At 38.1% G+C, this 17109-nt stretch carries 14 protein-coding genes; 3 read left to right on the plus strand and 11 right to left on the minus strand.

The window, feature by feature from the left end; genetic code table 11:
- Positions 1–24: 24 nt before the first annotated feature.
- From QOX35_RS00270 to lysS, 10 genes are all read right to left on the minus strand, one after another.
- Complete coding sequence (locus tag QOX35_RS00270) at positions 25–1320, minus strand: inositol-3-phosphate synthase (protein ID WP_283685328.1); 1296 nt, start codon at positions 1318–1320, stop codon at positions 25–27.
- 240 nt (positions 1321–1560) lie between these two features.
- Complete coding sequence (locus QOX35_RS00275) at positions 1561–2286, minus strand: HAD family hydrolase (protein WP_283685329.1); 726 nt, start codon at positions 2284–2286, stop codon at positions 1561–1563.
- Between the two features lie 13 nt (positions 2287–2299).
- Positions 2300–3217, minus strand: coding sequence for a CDP-alcohol phosphatidyltransferase family protein (locus tag QOX35_RS00280; protein ID WP_283685330.1), 918 nt, complete (start codon positions 3215–3217; stop codon positions 2300–2302).
- 67 nt (positions 3218–3284) lie between these two features.
- On the minus strand, positions 3285–4154 hold the full coding sequence (locus QOX35_RS00285; RefSeq protein WP_283685331.1) for a hypothetical protein: 870 nt from the start codon (positions 4152–4154) through the stop codon (positions 3285–3287).
- 30 nt (positions 4155–4184) lie between these two features.
- On the minus strand, positions 4185–4880 hold the full coding sequence (locus QOX35_RS00290; RefSeq protein WP_283685332.1) for a sugar phosphate nucleotidyltransferase: 696 nt from the start codon (positions 4878–4880) through the stop codon (positions 4185–4187).
- 35 nt (positions 4881–4915) lie between these two features.
- A complete protein-coding gene (gene pdxA / locus QOX35_RS00295) occupies positions 4916–6001 on the minus strand; it encodes a 4-hydroxythreonine-4-phosphate dehydrogenase PdxA (RefSeq protein ID WP_283685333.1) in 1086 nt (361 codons plus the stop codon).
- Between the two features lie 75 nt (positions 6002–6076).
- Complete coding sequence (rlmN, locus tag QOX35_RS00300; RefSeq protein WP_283685334.1) at positions 6077–7129, minus strand: dual-specificity RNA methyltransferase RlmN; 1053 nt, start codon at positions 7127–7129, stop codon at positions 6077–6079.
- 69 nt (positions 7130–7198) lie between these two features.
- Positions 7199–8545: a glucose-6-phosphate isomerase gene (locus tag QOX35_RS00305; protein ID WP_283685335.1), complete on the minus strand. Its 1347-nt coding sequence runs from the start codon at positions 8543–8545 to the stop codon at positions 7199–7201.
- Positions 8546–8554: 9 nt separating this feature from the next.
- Positions 8555–9553: an NAD(P)H-dependent glycerol-3-phosphate dehydrogenase gene (locus QOX35_RS00310; protein ID WP_006841900.1), complete on the minus strand. Its 999-nt coding sequence runs from the start codon at positions 9551–9553 to the stop codon at positions 8555–8557.
- Positions 9554–9583: 30 nt separating this feature from the next.
- Positions 9584–11311 (minus strand): lysine--tRNA ligase, encoded by a 1728-nt coding sequence (gene lysS, locus QOX35_RS00315; protein WP_283685336.1) that lies wholly within the window; start codon positions 11309–11311, stop codon positions 9584–9586.
- Between the two features lie 328 nt (positions 11312–11639).
- Here lysS and QOX35_RS00320 point away from each other — a divergent pair, with 328 nt between their 5' ends.
- From QOX35_RS00320 to QOX35_RS00330, 3 genes are all read left to right on the plus strand, one after another.
- Positions 11640–12323, plus strand: coding sequence for a polysaccharide deacetylase family protein (locus QOX35_RS00320; protein ID WP_283685337.1), 684 nt, complete (start codon positions 11640–11642; stop codon positions 12321–12323).
- Positions 12324–12463: 140 nt separating this feature from the next.
- Entirely contained in the window at positions 12464–13834 is a 1371-nt protein-coding gene (locus QOX35_RS00325) for an MATE family efflux transporter (protein ID WP_283685338.1), read from the plus strand.
- A 1-nt stretch (position 13835) separates the two neighbouring features.
- On the plus strand, positions 13836–15266 hold the full coding sequence (locus QOX35_RS00330) for a TldD/PmbA family protein (RefSeq protein WP_283685339.1): 1431 nt from the start codon (positions 13836–13838) through the stop codon (positions 15264–15266).
- Positions 15267–15352: 86 nt separating this feature from the next.
- On the opposite strand, the gene QOX35_RS00335 is transcribed toward QOX35_RS00330, so the two are convergent.
- On the minus strand, positions 15353–17083 hold the full coding sequence (locus tag QOX35_RS00335) for a phosphoenolpyruvate carboxykinase (protein WP_135105689.1): 1731 nt from the start codon (positions 17081–17083) through the stop codon (positions 15353–15355).
- Between the last annotated feature and the right edge of the window lie 26 nt (positions 17084–17109).

Below are 17109 nucleotides of genomic sequence, written 5' to 3' on the forward strand. Positions count from 1 at the left end.
TTTCAGTATTATAAGATTATTATTTTAATCAATAAAATCTACAGTTTCTTCTCCAATCATTTTACGAAGTGTATTTTTCAACTTCACATATTGGATAAACAAATCGTGCTCTGCAATCTTACTTGGTTCATGCATTGGGCTCTTGAAGTAGAAAGACAACCAATCTTGTATTCCACTCATACCTGCACGTTTCGCCAAATCGGAGAACAATACTAGGTCAAGACATAAAGGAGCAGCAAGGATAGAGTCTTTACAAAGGAAGTCCACTTTCATTTGCATTTTGTAGCCCAACCATCCGAATAGGTCAATGTTATCCCATCCTTCTTTGTCATCATTGCGAGGAGGATAATAATTGATACGTACTTTGTGATAAACATTTCCATAAAGTTCAGGATACAATTCAGGTTGAAGAATATTGTCTATAACTGAAAGTTTCGACTCTTCTTTCGTTTTGAATGAACCCGGATCATCGAGTACTTCTCCGTCACGGTTTCCAAGAATATTGGTTGAGAACCATCCGTTAAGACCCAACATACGAGTTTTGAACATTGGAGACAATACTGTCTTCAACATAGTCTGACCAGTTTTGAAGTCTTTACCACAGATAGGAGTCTGAGTTTTAGCTGCTAGTTCCCACATAGCAGGAATGTCTACTGTAAGGTTTGGCGCCCCATTGATATATGGAATACCCATCGACACTACTGCATAAGCATATACGTTTGAAGGAGCCAAATCTTTATGATTTTCCTTAAGTCCTTTTTCGAATGCTGCTAATGTTTTATGAACCTCACCAAGCGGAGTGAAAACTTCAGTACTTCCGCACCAGATAACTACGATACGATCGCAATTATTTTTTGTTTTAAAATCTTGGATGTCTTGTTTTACTTGTTCAGCTAATTCCCATTTAGTAGGAGCTGATTTCACCCATGTACCGTGTAAACGTTTAACAAAGTCTTGATCGAAAACAGCTTTCATTGGTTTGATTGCTTCCATTTCGTGTTTCACCTTGTTCAGGTCGTCTTTTGTCAACACATCTGCGTGTACTGCAGCTTCGTATGCGTTTTCTTCGAAGATATCCCATCCACCGAAAACAACATCGTTAAGATCTGCTAAAGGCACAGCGTCTTTAATCTTCGGAAAGCGATTTTCTTCCCTTTTTCCCAGACGCATTGTAGCTAACTGTGTAATTGAACCTACAGGAACACCTTGTCCTTTACGTGTTAATAACGTTCCTGCCATGAATGTTGTAGCAACAGCTCCAACACCAATTGTTAGAATACCAAGTTTACCCTTGGCTTCTTTCACTTGTACTTTTTCCATTTTTAATTAATTTTTAAAATACACTGCAACCCGCAGTAATCCTTTAAACCGGAGACTTTACTTCATCAGGATATTATCTCCCGAATTCATAAAATCCTATATAATAGTATAGTTTCAGTGAAGATCTGTTTTACTTTATTCTCCCAACCCGGGCTTTTCTACCATACAAACGGTATCCATTACTAAAGCAGATAGTCAGACTGACTCTATAGTATTATCAATGTATTCAAGTATTGCCTTTCAATCTAATTGAAAGATAGATTTCAACTCCATGAAATCCGTTATAATTATATCAGCCGTAGCGTTTTCGTCATCGTCACCCCAGCCCAAGCCTTTGAGCCAAATAGTTTGGCATCCATTTTTTGTAGCGGGAACAATGTCTTTCGTATAAGAATCGCCAATAACGACAATGGAAGAACCAGGAAGACCAAGCTTCTCAACGCCTAATCCAAATATAGCGGGATCGGGTTTTCTTATACCTACAACAGCCGATTCTATAATATCATCAAAATATTTAAGTAAGTCAAAATCGCCTAATACAGACTGTACATTTCCATAGAAATTAGATACCAGAACCATTGGATAACGGTCTTTTAGTGCTGTAAGTATATCAACTTCCTTTCTAATTAAATCTTTTACAAAGTTATAACATTGATCTGAAATTGCAAGGCTATACATCTTTGTCTTATCATTTTCCTCCAAAAAGCCCTTCTCCAAAAGATATTCTATTTGAAGAGTTACTTTCTTCTTCAGTAAAACATGAAAGTTATCTTCGGGTAATATAACAAGGTTAGCAGCCAGATAACGTTCTACATATACAAACGCCTCACGGAACCGTTCTCTGGTTACAGGAACTTTATTATCCAAATATGATTCCCATAAAACTTCAGCCCAATGCTTACCATTGCTATCTATAGTACCTCCGTAATCGAAGATAATCCCTTTTACTTTTGACAAATCAAACATGCTAAAACTTATTTTAATTGTATTTTCCACTCTTTATATCCAGAACAAAGCCTTTGCTTATCTTCTCATGCCTTGTTACCATATAAACAAGCAGTATATTCAATACAGTTAATTCAAATACAAAATACAACCAAGGCCACCCCAATAATATAGACACAAACAATGCGATAGATCGTGTATTGAAAGAAAGAATATTGGTATATTTCATCAAAGGGAGGCTTTTCTCTCTGAAATCGTTGCGAAAACTTTCAGGAGCAACATCTCCAAATCTTTCTCTGAGTAATCGAAATAAAACCTGAAGTCTTGGAGATCGATTTTCCTGATCCGTGGTATAATTACGATAGAAAAACAATACAATTTTTGCTCCGAAGTTTTTACTCCAAGTTAGTTCTTTAAATTTGGCAGTAAGCTCGGCCGAATTGTCTAATTCACTTCCTGATTTTCCTTTAAGGAAGAGTAAATGCACATTGCGGTAATAATCTGCCATCTCTGCTTGTTTGGAATGGAAATAACCTGTAACACAAGCTAAAACCCATATCCATCCACCCCATTCAGGATAAAGGCGTAAGCAAATACCTACATAAATGGAAGCGAACCACAGATTACCGGCAAAACCATCCAAGACACGCCCCAAAGCAGAAAACTGCTTTGTCATGCGAGCCAACTGTCCATCTGCACTATCATAAGAGTTTGCCCATACAAGTAAAAATATCCCTAATAGAGATATCCATATATTGTCGAAATAAAAACATATCCCAGACCCTATCCCCAAGAAGATACTTGCTATGGTGACAGCATTAGGAGTAACACCTAATTTCTGAAACAATAGAGCCCAACGATAACCGATCGGACGATAGAAATGAATATCTATAAACTCTTCTGTATCCGTTGATTTTAGAGTAGATTCAAGTGTCGGTTGTTTATTATCCATTTAATTTATTGATACTACTTTTATTACAAACTACTTTCCGTATAATGCAAATATAACCTTATTATAATTATCCTTGCAAATCTCTCTGAATCTGCTTATGAACACATTCTGCAATCTTAGGTGCTGCATCACTCCTACAAGGAGCAAAACTCGGCCAATCGTTAAAGTCAATAATTTTAAAAGAGCCACTTTCGTCTACAACACAGTCTCCTCCATATACTTTAACATCTAATATCTCGCCGGCCTTATCACATGCTTTCTTCAAAGCCTCTACATCAAACGGAAACTCATGCGCTTCACCATTTATTGCTTCAAGTCCGAATTTACTATGACTCAAATCGTAAGGATAAAACCAATAGAAGAAATCAGTATCTGCCACTCCATAAAACTTAACAAGGTCTCCCACAAGATGTTCGTTGATCACTGCATTCGGAATATCACGCAAAGCGAACTCTTTTAATATTGATTTCACTTCGGGTATATTACGTGCATAGGTTACATCTTCTCTATGAATGGCATGCGAATCACCTCGTTTGATCCAATATGCATCCGCTGTCATTTTCTTCAGTTCTTGACTCGGATCATCGGTTACATCTACGATAAGGCTGGTTGGATATGGTATATCGTTTTCCAACAACAAGCGAGTCATTGCCTCTCGTGTGCAGTTTTCAATACCGGTTCCGGGATTTATTATAACAGCTCCATCCTCTTCTCTTTTCTTTAGTTTGCGGATGGTTGTTTTATCACGAGCCATATTGAAGATATACCGCTCATTCTCTTCACTTAAAATAAATTCGTCTTCTGTATATTCTCTTACATCATATCCCATATTTCTTAAACATTCGGCTGTCTCACTGAATATCATACCATCATTGCCTATATGATTGGGAGAGAATTTTGTTTTCCTTTTGATTCCTGCTACTTTTATCTTTGACATAGTGTTTATAATGTCCCTATCTCTTTTATATTAATTGTTTAAGAATTTCTCTGCTTTAACAATATCGCCTGCATGATCCACATCTACTATTTTCTCAAAAGGATATGCTTTTAATTGTAAATTGTCGGCGACTAATTGTCTCTGAAAGTTGCGCATACGAGCTTGCCCGGAGTCTAAACAGGCCTCAAGCGTATCAATCGCCTTTGGTGTCAAACCGTAAATACCTCCGGAGATGTATTTACAATTATCAGAATGATCGAGAAAGCCCTTTATTGCCATACGGTCATTTACATCCACATAAAGCGGTTTTTCGTCATCTATGAAGTCTGTCACAGCCATCATACCATCACTATCCGAATCATTTATGAATGTTTGAATATATTTAGAAAACTCGTCTTCTTTAAAAATCGTGTCTACTGTTGTTAAGCAGAATTTTCCGTCTCGAAGAAAATCTCTTAACTCAAAAAAGCTATGCATTGAGCTGGGTGTAGACTTAATCACAACATTAAAAGGAATACCCAATTCGAGATTATTCAAATAGTCTTGCACTTGAGTCATTTCTTCATTCACAATAATACTTATTGAAGAAGCATTATTTTTGAGAAATATATCAATCAGCCGACGAATCATTTCCACCCCATTTAGCTTTACTAATGGTTTTGGCAAAGTAACACCTTCCTGGACAAGTCTAGAACCTTCTCCCGCAGCAATTATAGCGTAATTCATTTTTATTAACTAAATTTTAACTAAGAGGTAAAATACTATTCTTCTGCTTCTTTTATCAGGTCAACACTATCATCACCGCCTTTATCCACATATAACTTTCTCAATGGATTAGCATAAGCTTTATCATATTCTATACGATTGCCATAAGTATCAATAGCCATATATATTGCCTGACGGAACGACTCTTCTGAAGCTTTATTTTGCCCTGCAATACTGTATGCAGTACCATGAGCAGGTGATGTGCGCACAATAGACAGACCGGCAGTAAAATTAACGCCGTCTTCCATCGCTAGGGTTTTGAATGGTGCTAATCCCTGATCGTGGTACATAGCCAATATACCATCAAAATGAGTATAATCGCCCGAACCAAAAAATCCATCAGCCGGATATGGTCCAAAGCAAAGTATCTTTTTATCTTGCAACTCATTCAGAGCAGGAATTATAATCTCGTTTTCTTCATTTCCTAACAATCCATTTTCTCCGGCATGGGGATTCAGTGACAAAACTGCAATACGAGGTCGCCCCACTCTAAAGTCTCTTTTAAGGCTTCGTTCGAAGCGAGTAGCTGTTTCCACTATCTTTTCCTTTGTCAATGTATTAGGAACCTCCGACAATGGTATATGTCCTGTAACAAGAGCTATCCGAAGAGAGTCTTTTACCAGAATCATTAAACTTTTATCCTGATCTTTCCCAAAACGTTCTTCCAGATATTCTGTATGTCCCGGGAATTTAAAGTCTTCTCGTTGTATGTTATGCTTATTGATAGGAGCTGTTACAAGAACATCTATTGCGCCATCCCTAAGGTCGGCGACGGCTCTTTCGAGCGATTGGTATGCAGCTTCACCTGCAACAGGAGTAGCTTGCCCCAGCTCTACTTTAGTCTCTTCATTGATACAATTGATGATATTAACCTTATTTACAACAGCGTCTTTTACATCACTTATCTGATTGAAAGCAACTGTCTGCAACTCCATCGCCTTACGATGATAAGCGGCAACTTTGGCTGATCCGTATATTACGGGAATACAGATTTCAGCCATACGGATATCTGCGAAGGTTTTTAATATAACCTCATAGCCTATTCCGTTTATATCACCTTGTGTTATTCCTACTTTAATCATAGCTTTATATTTAGGCCTCTCTACTTCCATAAAGGAAGACTACACGAGGGTCATTTTTTTATTTTGCTTGATAGATTATTCTAAATTCTTTTTAGGAGCAGCTAAAGCATCCCCTTTTATTGTCGACAACATACCACAAGCGGCAAAAATATCTTCTCCACGAGATGCACGAATCGTACTGGTCACTCCCTTTTTAGTCAAATAATCGCGGAATGCCTCCATTTTCTCTTTAGTAGAAGTTTTCAAGTCGACATTAGGTATCGCATGAAAGCGGATAAGATTTACCCTACATTCAATTCCCCTAAGTATCTGTGCCAACTCTTTTGCATGAATTAAAGAATCGTTGAAGTTGTCAAACATTATATATTCGAAAGACAATCGTCTCTGTTTTGTCCAATCGTATTGCCGCAATAAATCCATTACCCCTGTAATAGGAAATGCTTTTTCTGCAGGCATTATCGATAATCTTTGTTCTTTTTCAGGACTATGAATACTGATAGCCAGATGAGCGTTACTCTCGTCCAAGAAACGTTTCAACTTGGGTGTTACACCTGTTGTAGAAACCGTTATACGCTTCGGACTCCACGCCATTCCATAATCAGCAGTCATTATCTCGAGTGTCTTTTTCAGTTCTTCATAATTATCCAAAGGCTCACCCATTCCCATAAAAACCACATTCGTCAAGCTCTCTGCCTCGCGAACAGAATAGAGCTGATTCAATATCTCGTTTGCTGTTAGATTTCCATTAAACCCTTGTTTTCCGGTCATGCAAAACAAGCAATTCATTTTACAACCAACCTGAGAAGACACACAAAGCGTTGCCCGATCGTCCTCAGGTATCATAACGGCTTCTATCAGCTTTTCTTTTTCCGTTTTGAATAAATATTTTACAGTACCATCTACAGATTGTTGAAATTCGAGAGGGTTATACCGCCCTATATCATATTTCTCTGACAACAAAGCTCTGTTTGCGACAGAGAGATTCGTCATTTCATCGATAGATGTTATCCTTTTTTTGTAAACCCAGTCTGCTATTTGTTTGGCAGAAAATCTGGGTAAACCACACTCACCCACTACACCATAGAAATCTTCCATAGTCATACCCAGCAAGTGCCTTTTATTTTCCATATTCTAGTATTTAGCTTTTAGCAAACAGCCCTTAGCAAATTGCTAAAGGCTATCGGCTAACAGCTTATTTTATAATCTTTTCTTAATTGCTTCGCTTTCCTTTTCAAAACCCGGTTTATCGAGAAGAGCAAACATATTCTTCTTATACGCCTCTACTCCCGGCTGATCGAATGGATTTACGCCAAGAATATAACCGCTTATACCACATGCTTTTTCGAAGAAATAAAGTAACTGTCCGATACTATATTCATCCAGTTTAGGCAACTCTACTTTTATATTCGGAACACCTCCGTCAACGTGAGCAATCTGAGTACCCAACTCTGCCATCTTGTTTACAAAGTCTATTCTTTTACCTGCAAGGAAGTTCAACCCATCAAGGTTTTCCTCATCAGTCGGTACTGTCAAAGTTTCGTTTGGCTGAGCCACAGAAACAACAGTTTCGAAAATAGAACGCTCACCTTCCTGAATCCATTGACCCATCGAGTGAAGGTCGGCAGTAAAGTCTACAGCAGCATTAAATATACCTTTATTTTCTTTGCCTTCACTTTCTCCATAAAGCTGCTTCCACCATTCTGCGATGTAGTGCAATTTAGGATTGAAGTTTGCAAGGATTTCTATCTTTTTGCCTTTTTTATACAGCTCATTACGAGTAACGGCGTATATTTCAGCAATATTCTTCTCGAATGACACACTTGGTGCTGTTTCTTTTTCCATATAAACCGCACCGGCTACTAACTGACGAATATCGATACCAGCCAATGCTATCGGAAGTAACCCAACCGGAGTCAATACAGAGTAACGTCCTCCTACATTGTCAGGAATTACGTATTTCTTGTAACCTTCTTTTGTTGCCAACGTATACAAAGCTCCGCGAGCCGCATCTGTGATTGCAACAATACGGTTTTTAGCTTCTTCTTTACCTACAGCTTTTTCTAATTCTGCCTTCAGTATACGGAAAGCCAAAGCTGGTTCTGTAGTTGTTCCCGATTTGGAAATATTGATAATTCCAAAAGCTTTACCTTTCAGGTAGGCTAAAAGCTCAACAAGGTAATCTTCACCTATATTATTTCCTGCATACAAAATAACAGGATTCTTACGATCTTTCTGTAACCAGTCAAATGCATTTGATAAAGAATCGATAACTGCTCTTGATCCAAGATAGCTTCCACCGATACCCACCAATACAATGACTTCACATTTGGCTTTCAATGCAGCTGCTGTATCTTCAATATCTTTTAATTGTGCATCTGTAATAGAAGATGGCAAATTGAGCCAGCCTAGAAAATCATTTCCTTTGCCTGATCCATCGTGAAGAGCCTCATTGCATTTTTTAGCAAGAGCTGCCTGACTGTTGATATCAGCTTGGCTTATAAAGCCTAATGTTTTGCTAATGTCTAATTTGATAACCTTATCCATATTGTTTCTTTATTTTAGTATCTGTTCTCTTAATGTTTTCACTTCTAAATGTGCAGGAGAATTTTCATACAATATACGATAAACCATATCTGCAACAGGAATATCCACATTATATTTTTCATTGATCTCTCTTACACACTTTGTGCCATAGTAACCTTCCGCTATCATTTCCATCTCTACCTGAGCAGCTTTTACCGAATAGCCCTTGCCAATCATTGCACCGAAGGTACGATTGCGGCTAAAACTAGAATAACAAGTTACAAGAAGATCTCCTAAATAAGCAGAATCCTGTATCCTTCTTTCGATAGGAGAAACGATATCAACAAAGCGTTCCATCTCTGATATAGCATTGGAAACCAATACCGCCTGAAAATTATCGCCATACTTCAGACCGTGACAAATTCCTGACGCAATCGCATATACATTCTTCAGGACTGCGGCAAGTTCAATCCCCGCAACGTCATTCGACACCGAAGCCCGCACAAATCTATTATTAAAGACTTGAGCAATCGCATTTGCCTTCTGAATATCGGCACAAGCGATAGTAGGGTAAGTCAATCGTTCCAAAGCTATTTCCTCGGCATGACAAGGCCCTCCCACAATCGCCATATTTTGAGGCGATACATTATAGTATTGCTCCAGATAATCTGTCACAAGCAAATTTTCAGGAGGGACGATACCTTTAATCGCTGAAATAATAAATTTATTCGCCAAACTTGTATTCAACTTTTCAAGATGACTTTTCAAGAAAGGAGAAGGTACAGCAAGAACTATTGTATCCGAATCTTCCACTGCTTGTGTAATATCCGAATAAAATGTAATTCTATCCAGATTGAACTCAACATTTGAAAGATAAGAAGGATTATGTCCTGTTTTCTTAAAATCCTCTATTTGTTCAGGACGGCGCATGTACCAGTTTATATGCTTTTCGTGATTAAGCATAATTTTGGCAAGGGCTGTAGCCCATGTACCACCTCCAAATATTGTTATTTTACCGGGAAAACTCATTCATTCATACTTTAATTAGACACAAGGGGATTAGCTAAGCTTTTTCACCCATCCTTCTACTTCGTCCACAGAAGGTAGTGCTAAATCCAGTTTATATTTTTTATTGACTTCGCCTATATCTTGTCTTATCTTCTGTGAATTGACATCTTTCATGCTTTCGACAGTAAAATATCCTGCTTTTTGTAGTACAGGGACAAGATCTTCAGCTATTCCTAATTCTTTATATTTTGATACAACATCTTTCTTTGGTGCTTTTTCGGGACGCATCTGAGGGAAGAACATCACTTCTTGTATGCTTTCCTGACCGGTCATAAACATCACTAAACGATCCATACCGATACCGATACCACTTGTAGGAGGCATACCATACTCTAATGCACGCAAGAAATCCTGATCGATAAACATTGCCTCATCGTCTCCTTTTTCAGACAATTTGAGCTGATCTTCGAAACGAGCACGCTGATCAATCGGATCATTCAGCTCAGAATATGCATTCGCCAATTCCTTGCCATTAACCATCAGCTCGAAACGCTCTGTTAGCTCGGGATTATTGCGATGCTTCTTTGTAAGCGGAGACATCTCTACCGGATAGTCTATTATAAATGTAGGTTGTATATAGTTTCCTTCGCACTTTTCACCAAAGATGGCATCTATCAGCTTTCCTTTGCCCATAGTTGCATCTTGCTCTATATCTAACTGTTTACAAACATCACGTAGCTGATCTTCATCCATGCCACTAATGTCAAAACCTGTAAAATGTTTGATAGAGTCAATCATCGTAACACGAGGATATGGAGCCTTATAGTCTATCTCCTTATCGCCCATCTTTACCTTAGTTGTACCATGAACATCTGTACAGATCTTCTCCAACATCCTCTCTGTGAAGTCCATCATCCAGTTATAATCTTTATAGGCGGCATAGAATTCCATTACTGTAAATTCCGGATTATGCGTACGGTCCATACCTTCGTTGCGGAAATTACGAGAAAACTCATATACTCCATCAAACCCGCCTACAATAAGGCGTTTTAGATACAGTTCGTTTGCAATACGCAGATATAGAGGAATGTCCAGTGCATTATGATGAGTGATGAAAGGACGAGCTGTAGCTCCTCCGGGAATGCTTTGCAGCACAGGCGTATCAACTTCTATATATCCATGTCCATTAAGGAATTCACGCATAGAGTTGAACACTTTTGTTCTTTTAAGGAATACATCTTTAACGTTGTCGTTAACAACCAAATCAACATAGCGTTGACGATAACGTTGCTCAGGATCGGTAAAACCATCATAGGTAACACCATCTTTTACTTTTACGACAGGAAGAGGACGAAGCGATTTCCCCAAAACCGTTAATTCTTCGGCATGTACGGATATTTCGCCCATCTGAGTGCGAAAAACAAATCCTTTAACACCAACGAAATCGCCAATATCGAGCAATTTCTTGAAGACAGTGTTATAAAGCTCTTTATTTTCATCCGGACAAAGATCATCTCGAGAAATATAAACCTGTATACGTCCTTCCGAGTCTTGCAATTCCATAAAGGAAGCTTTACCCATAATACGACGCCCCATTATACGTCCCGCTAAAGACACATAACGCTTATCCGCATCATCCTGAAAGCTCTCTTTGATCTCTTTCGAATATGCATTTACCTCATACAATGCAGCCGGATAGGGTTCTACTCCCAAAGCTCTTAGTTCATCTAAACTTTGTCTGCGAATTATCTCCTGTTCGCTTAATTCCAATATATTCATTATTAATCTATCCTCAGATTTTTATTATTTTAATAATATTTTCGCACACGAATAACCCCGCAAAGTTAAGAAATATAATGGAAAACAAACATCTTATTTTTCACTTAAATTTGAGAGACAACACATTCCGATTCAAAATTTAACAAGGATATAAAAATCAAGAGACAAAACACAGGAAAAGAAAATTATATTTTGTTTCTTTATTCTTTCTAATTTTTACACATAAAAACCTGAAAGAATGTACAACAAAAAGATATTATTTTCTCTGCTTCTATTGTTCTGTGCCATATCATTGACAAATACTGCATTTTCTCAAAACCAGAAAATTGTGATTTTAAAGCTAGATGATGTAACTGCAGGAGGCACAGAAGGAGTTGTTACCCCTCGCTGGCAACGTGTCGCAGATTATATAGAAAACAAAAAGCTAAAAGCAGGTTTTGGTATAATTGGATTTTCTCTTGCCGAAGACAACCCGACTTACTTCAAATGGATTACCGACCGTGCAGAAAGAGGTTTCATTGAATTCTGGAATCATGGTTATTATAACCGCACCAAAGGCGATACAATAGGCGAATTTGAAGGCACTTACGAGCAACAGTTCAAAGCTCTACAGTTGACAGACAGACTTGCAAAAGCCAAACTCGGACTTCAGCTTCGGGTATGGGGACCTCACTGGAGCAGCACAAACACGAACACAGACAAAGCCTTAGCTCAATTTCCTCAAATAAAAATGACATTAGGAAGTCCTATATCTCCCGTCTACTACAAAGGATATGTATTACCCAACACTCTAGATATGGAATATCCGGTACATAACCCGAATTATGATGAATTCCTTAAGGCTTATCGCGAAAAATCGAAAGATTTAAATTATTTCTACCTACAGGGGCATCCAAATAGTTGGAACGAAAACCAATGGCAAAATTTTGTGAAAATAGTAGAGTTTTTAGAATCGGAGAATGTAAAATTCGTTACCCCATCAGAATTTCTAGAAGTAATAAAAGGTAAATAAACACTAGATAGGCTTAACCTCAAATTAACAAAGTTAAATACTTAATTATGTAAAAAACAACGCCGATGGTAGTGTTTTTTGTACCTTTGCACGCTCAAAAGATGGGAGGAATCACTCCTTAACAGTTAAATGCTTTTTAGATGTCAAAAACAGCTAACATTGATGAATTACAAAACAAAAAAATAAGTAAACTTCTTTGGCAGTACGCATTGCCGGCCATAGTAGGAACTATGGTGAATGCCTTGTATAACATTATTGACCGTATTTACATCGGACACGGGCCTAATCTGGGAGACCATGCCATTGGCGGGCTTGGTATTGTTTTGCCGATAATGAATCTTACCGCCGCCGTGGGTATGCTTGTAGGTGCAGGTTCTGCCAGCCGTATTTCAATATGCTTGGGTAGCGGAGATAAAGAAACCGCAGAAAAGATAATAGGAAACTCGTTCCTTATGACTCTTTTATTCACAGGAGTACTTGTTACTACGTTATTTATTTTTCTCGATCCTATATTATTAAGAATCGGAGCCACAAAAGAAACGTTTCCGTATGCGAAAGAATTCTTACTTTATTACCTGCCCGGCAATATATTTCTGACCATGTGCTTCAATTTTAATAGCATGATGCGCGCTTCGGGCTATCCTCAGAAGGCAATGTATACAATGCTGATCGGCGTTATAGCCAACATTATAATAGCTCCAATTTTTATTTTCTGGTTCGAATGGGGAATAAAAGGAGCTGCGATAGCTACTATCATTTCAATGTTTATCGGATTATGTTTTGTCATGTACCACTTCATGAACAAAAATAGCATGTTGCGTTTGCGAAGAAAGCATATTGGCTTAAACAAAAAAATAGTATGGGCGGTGGCAAGCATCGGTATGTCTCCGTTTTTCATACAAGTTGCAGCGTCTATCGTCGTATTCTTTATCAACAATAATCTGAAAACTTACGGGGGAAACATTGCTATCGAAGCTTATGCCATAGCAAATACCCTGATAATGATCATTGTAATGATTATGGTCGGACTTACTCAGGGAATGCAGCCTATTGTAGGATACAATTATGGAGCCAAAAGAATACAGAGAGTTAAAGAAACCTTGTTTTACACAATAAAAGTCGGCGTGGCTATTGGCTGCATAGGTTTAGCTATAGGCGTGTTGTTGCCGGACATGATAGTTAAACCGTTCAATCCTTCGCCACCTTTAGCTACCGAAACAGCAAAAGCCTTACGGATTGTAACGATTATGCTACCACTAGTCGGATTCCAGATTGTGGTTACAAACTTTTTCCAATGTATAGGTATGGCTGGAAAATCAATTCTATTAAGCCTTACCCGCCAGTTCCTATTATTATTGCCAGCCCTGTTTATATTACCACAATTTTTCGGAGTAAACGGAGTATGGTATTCATTGCCAACAGCTGACTTTTCGGCAACTTTACTGACCGCAGCTTTGTTTATATGGCAGATAAATAAATTTAAGAAAATAGAATCCGCAGAGAAATTATAATATGATAGATCATTTGAACAAACAAAATATATTAGATCATTTCTCCATAACGGAGAATAACTTGCTTAAAGTAATAAATGAAGCTCTAGGTAAAGGTGCTGACTATGCCGACATATTTTTTGAGCACACTTTCAGCAATAGCATATCACTCCGTGATGGAGAAGTAAATCGTGCTGCCTCGAATATAGATTTTGGGGTAGGAATACGAGTTGTTTCGGGAGATCAGACAGGGTATGCTTATGTAGAGAACACCGAAATAACAGAACTACTGAAAGCTGCAAAAACAGCCGCAGGAATAGCCTCTATTCGGTCAAAAGGAATAACTCCGATAGAGATAAAAGAGAAACATTTCAGAAACCACTATAAAATAGAAAGGCCGTGGCTTGACATTTCTGTAGCAGACAAAAAATCATTTGTTCAAAAATTGAATGATCGAATTTTCGAGTTAGACGCTCGGGTCATCAAAGCGTCTGTCAGCCTGAACGATTCTACGTCTTATATTCTATTCTTTAACTCAGAGGGTATCCTTACCTGGGATTATCGCCCAATGAGCCTTATGTCTGGATCTTGTACAATGGAACAGGGCGGCAAGATAGAAAACGGATATGCTTCACGTGCCTACCGAAAAGGTTTTGAGTATTTAAACAATGATCTGATAGAGACTTTAGCAAAAGAAGCCGTTGCACAAACCTCTCTGATGTTTGAAGCCATAAAACCCAAAGGCGGTGAGATGCCTGTAGTGATGGGTGCAGGAAGTTCGGGAATCTTATTACATGAAGCGATAGGCCATACATTCGAGGCAGACTTTAACAGAAAGAATATCTCTATATTTTCCGATCAACTTGGAAAACAAATCTGTTCATCCGACATAAATGTTGTGGATGACGGCACCATAGACAATGCCCGAGGCACAATCAATTTTGATGATGAAGGAGTGGAAACTCAAAAAACGTATATTGTGAAAGATGGTGTCTTGGAAAGCTATCTTCACGACCGAATAAGTGCCAAGCATTATAATGTATTACCTACAGGAAACGGACGAAGACAATCGTTCCGTTATGCTCCCCTACCCCGTATGCGGGTAACATATATGGAAAACGGAAGCATTCCCGAAACTGACATTATAGCGTCAGTTAAACAAGGCGTATATGTAGATAATTTCACCAATGGGCAGGTACAAATCGGAGCAGGAGATTTCACCTTTTTCGTAAAAACAGGTTATCTAATTGAAAACGGGAAACTTACTCAACCGATAAAAGATATAAATATTATCGGAAACGGAGCCAAAGTCCTCACCGACATTACAATGGTGGGTAATAATCTGAAGATAGATGAAGGCACATGGACTTGTGGGAAAGACGGACAGAGTGTACCTGTAGGACAAGGGCTACCTTCGGTTTTAGTGCGCAAGCTGACTGTAGGCGGAGAATAATATCAGAAATTTAAGCATAAAAAAAACAGGATCGATTTCTTCGTGAATATCGATCCTGTTTTATTTTAAATATCAGCTACTGCAAATTACTCATTGATAATACTGAAAAGCTCTTCAGCCGCTTCACGTGGACCTTCTTTGCTTTTACCATCAATGGCCAGAGAAGTATGCATTTCTCCTATTTTTGCATCACTTTCGTCTAAAGCTAGGAAGAATTTACGTACAAGCTTTTCGGCTTTATCTCTTTCTTGCACAGGGCCAAAAGGATTTGCAAAATAAGACTTAACAAGCCCTTTCTCGGTTGTTGTTCCTTTTGCCTTTCTTGCTCCGTCTTCAAAAACCTCTATTGCTTTATCAACATCCTCAAAGAAACTGATCTTTGTTTCCGATTCGGCATAATTATTAGCATATAGCATATAGTCAATCGTATACCCTCTCGATATAACCTCATAAGTAGATATCGGAATGGTTACTCGTGCATTTATTCTATCGGGGTTGGTGTAGATACCTCTATCAAGCTGAGCGAAAGCATAAGCAGGATCTAAGTCGTCAGTACGGACAAAGGCTCCTATCTCAGTTCCATATCCTTTTATCTGTCCGTCTGCTTCAAATTGCAAATATCCCATATCATCAAATATTACACGCATGTGACGTATATATTTTTCGTTGAGTGTGCGGAAAGCTTCAAGACTTTCAGATTTACCGGCTCCACTATCTCCCATTATGATAATATTCGCTTCTTTACCATTCTTCAGAGCAATGTTCACCATAGCCCCGTGAATAGGCAGATTTCCTCTTTCCATTTGCTTGATATTATGCAGCGTAAGAAGCATCTTCTTCATATAACCAAAATAGTCGATATCATCGCAATAATTAGCATAACCGATCAATATATCATTCTTCTTATCCTTATGATAGAAAGTACGTTTTTCTTCATAGCCGTCAGGATATCCAAATACGTAAATCAAATCGGGTTTTTTACCTACATAATCATTGCCTTTAGCCAGCTCAAACAAGTTAGCAAGACCTAAACCATGACACATAAAATCTTTATGGAAATAGACAAAAGCTAACAAGTTACCAACTTTTGCAGGGTACAAAAACCACTCATCCTCATTCAGAATCAAATTAGCCAATGGATTTGTTTGATGTTCCTGGAAGATACCATCTCTGGTGTTCTTCTTCGTATATGAAATATAAGGAGGATTGATAACGACTGTTCCTATAAATGGTATAGATGCAAGCCCCTTATATTCAATCGGGCAATTCCATTGCATATCGTTAAGCATCAAGCCTGCATTCGCCCCTGCGATAGTCTGACGGTATACGCTATGACTGTATCCCATTACGGTTTCTTCTGTACGTCTGTAGATAGATAGTATCAACTCATTAAGAAGTTGGTTTGCTTGCACAAAGCGCACATTTTGAAGACCATCACCCATGCGATTATTATGAACAACAGTAACCCTTTCCAGCCTTCTCCAATAATTATACAGCATTTCTATAAGTTCTATAAACAAGCCTTTATCCTTAAAGAATGGAGCAAACTTATTATTTACTACCAAAAGCTCATCTATTTCACATACAGTCAAAAGCTTCATCACCTCTATCAAAGACAAGGTGAGCTCTTCATCAGTTTTGAAATCTTTAATAAAATAATCGTAAATAATCTGGTTATCTTTCTTTATTCTGAAAATAAAGGATTCAACCACCCGATGAAACGCGTAACTACTTAAAATTTTCTGTCTGTTATCACAATACTTCAAAGAGAAATTGATGATAGCACGACCCCTGTTTAATGTAAATTCTTGCAGCATCTTTGTTATTAATTAGTTAATATATT

This window comes from Dysgonomonas sp. Marseille-Q5470 (assembly GCF_951230145.1).
Taxonomy (GTDB): domain Bacteria; phylum Bacteroidota; class Bacteroidia; order Bacteroidales; family Dysgonomonadaceae; genus Dysgonomonas.

Coding starts and splice junctions, on each gene's coding strand:
- QOX35_RS00270 (WP_283685328.1), bottom strand. CDS start 1,320: ATGGAAAAAGTACAAGTGAAAGAAGCCAAGGGTAAACTTGGTATTCTA.
- QOX35_RS00275 (WP_283685329.1), bottom strand. CDS start 2,286: ATGTTTGATTTGTCAAAAGTAAAAGGGATTATCTTCGATTACGGAGGT.
- QOX35_RS00280 (WP_283685330.1), bottom strand. CDS start 3,217: ATGGATAATAAACAACCGACACTTGAATCTACTCTAAAATCAACGGAT.
- QOX35_RS00285 (WP_283685331.1), bottom strand. CDS start 4,154: ATGTCAAAGATAAAAGTAGCAGGAATCAAAAGGAAAACAAAATTCTCT.
- QOX35_RS00290 (WP_283685332.1), bottom strand. CDS start 4,880: ATGAATTACGCTATAATTGCTGCGGGAGAAGGTTCTAGACTTGTCCAG.
- pdxA (WP_283685333.1), bottom strand. CDS start 6,001: ATGATTAAAGTAGGAATAACACAAGGTGATATAAACGGAATAGGCTAT.
- rlmN (WP_283685334.1), bottom strand. CDS start 7,129: ATGGAAAATAAAAGGCACTTGCTGGGTATGACTATGGAAGATTTCTAT.
- QOX35_RS00305 (WP_283685335.1), bottom strand. CDS start 8,545: ATGGATAAGGTTATCAAATTAGACATTAGCAAAACATTAGGCTTTATA.
- QOX35_RS00310 (WP_006841900.1), bottom strand. CDS start 9,553: ATGAGTTTTCCCGGTAAAATAACAATATTTGGAGGTGGTACATGGGCT.
- lysS (WP_283685336.1), bottom strand. CDS start 11,311: ATGAATATATTGGAATTAAGCGAACAGGAGATAATTCGCAGACAAAGT.
- QOX35_RS00325 (WP_283685338.1), top strand. CDS start 12,464: ATGTCAAAAACAGCTAACATTGATGAATTACAAAACAAAAAAATAAGT.
- QOX35_RS00330 (WP_283685339.1), top strand. CDS start 13,836: ATGATAGATCATTTGAACAAACAAAATATATTAGATCATTTCTCCATA.
- QOX35_RS00335 (WP_135105689.1), bottom strand. CDS start 17,083: ATGCTGCAAGAATTTACATTAAACAGGGGTCGTGCTATCATCAATTTC.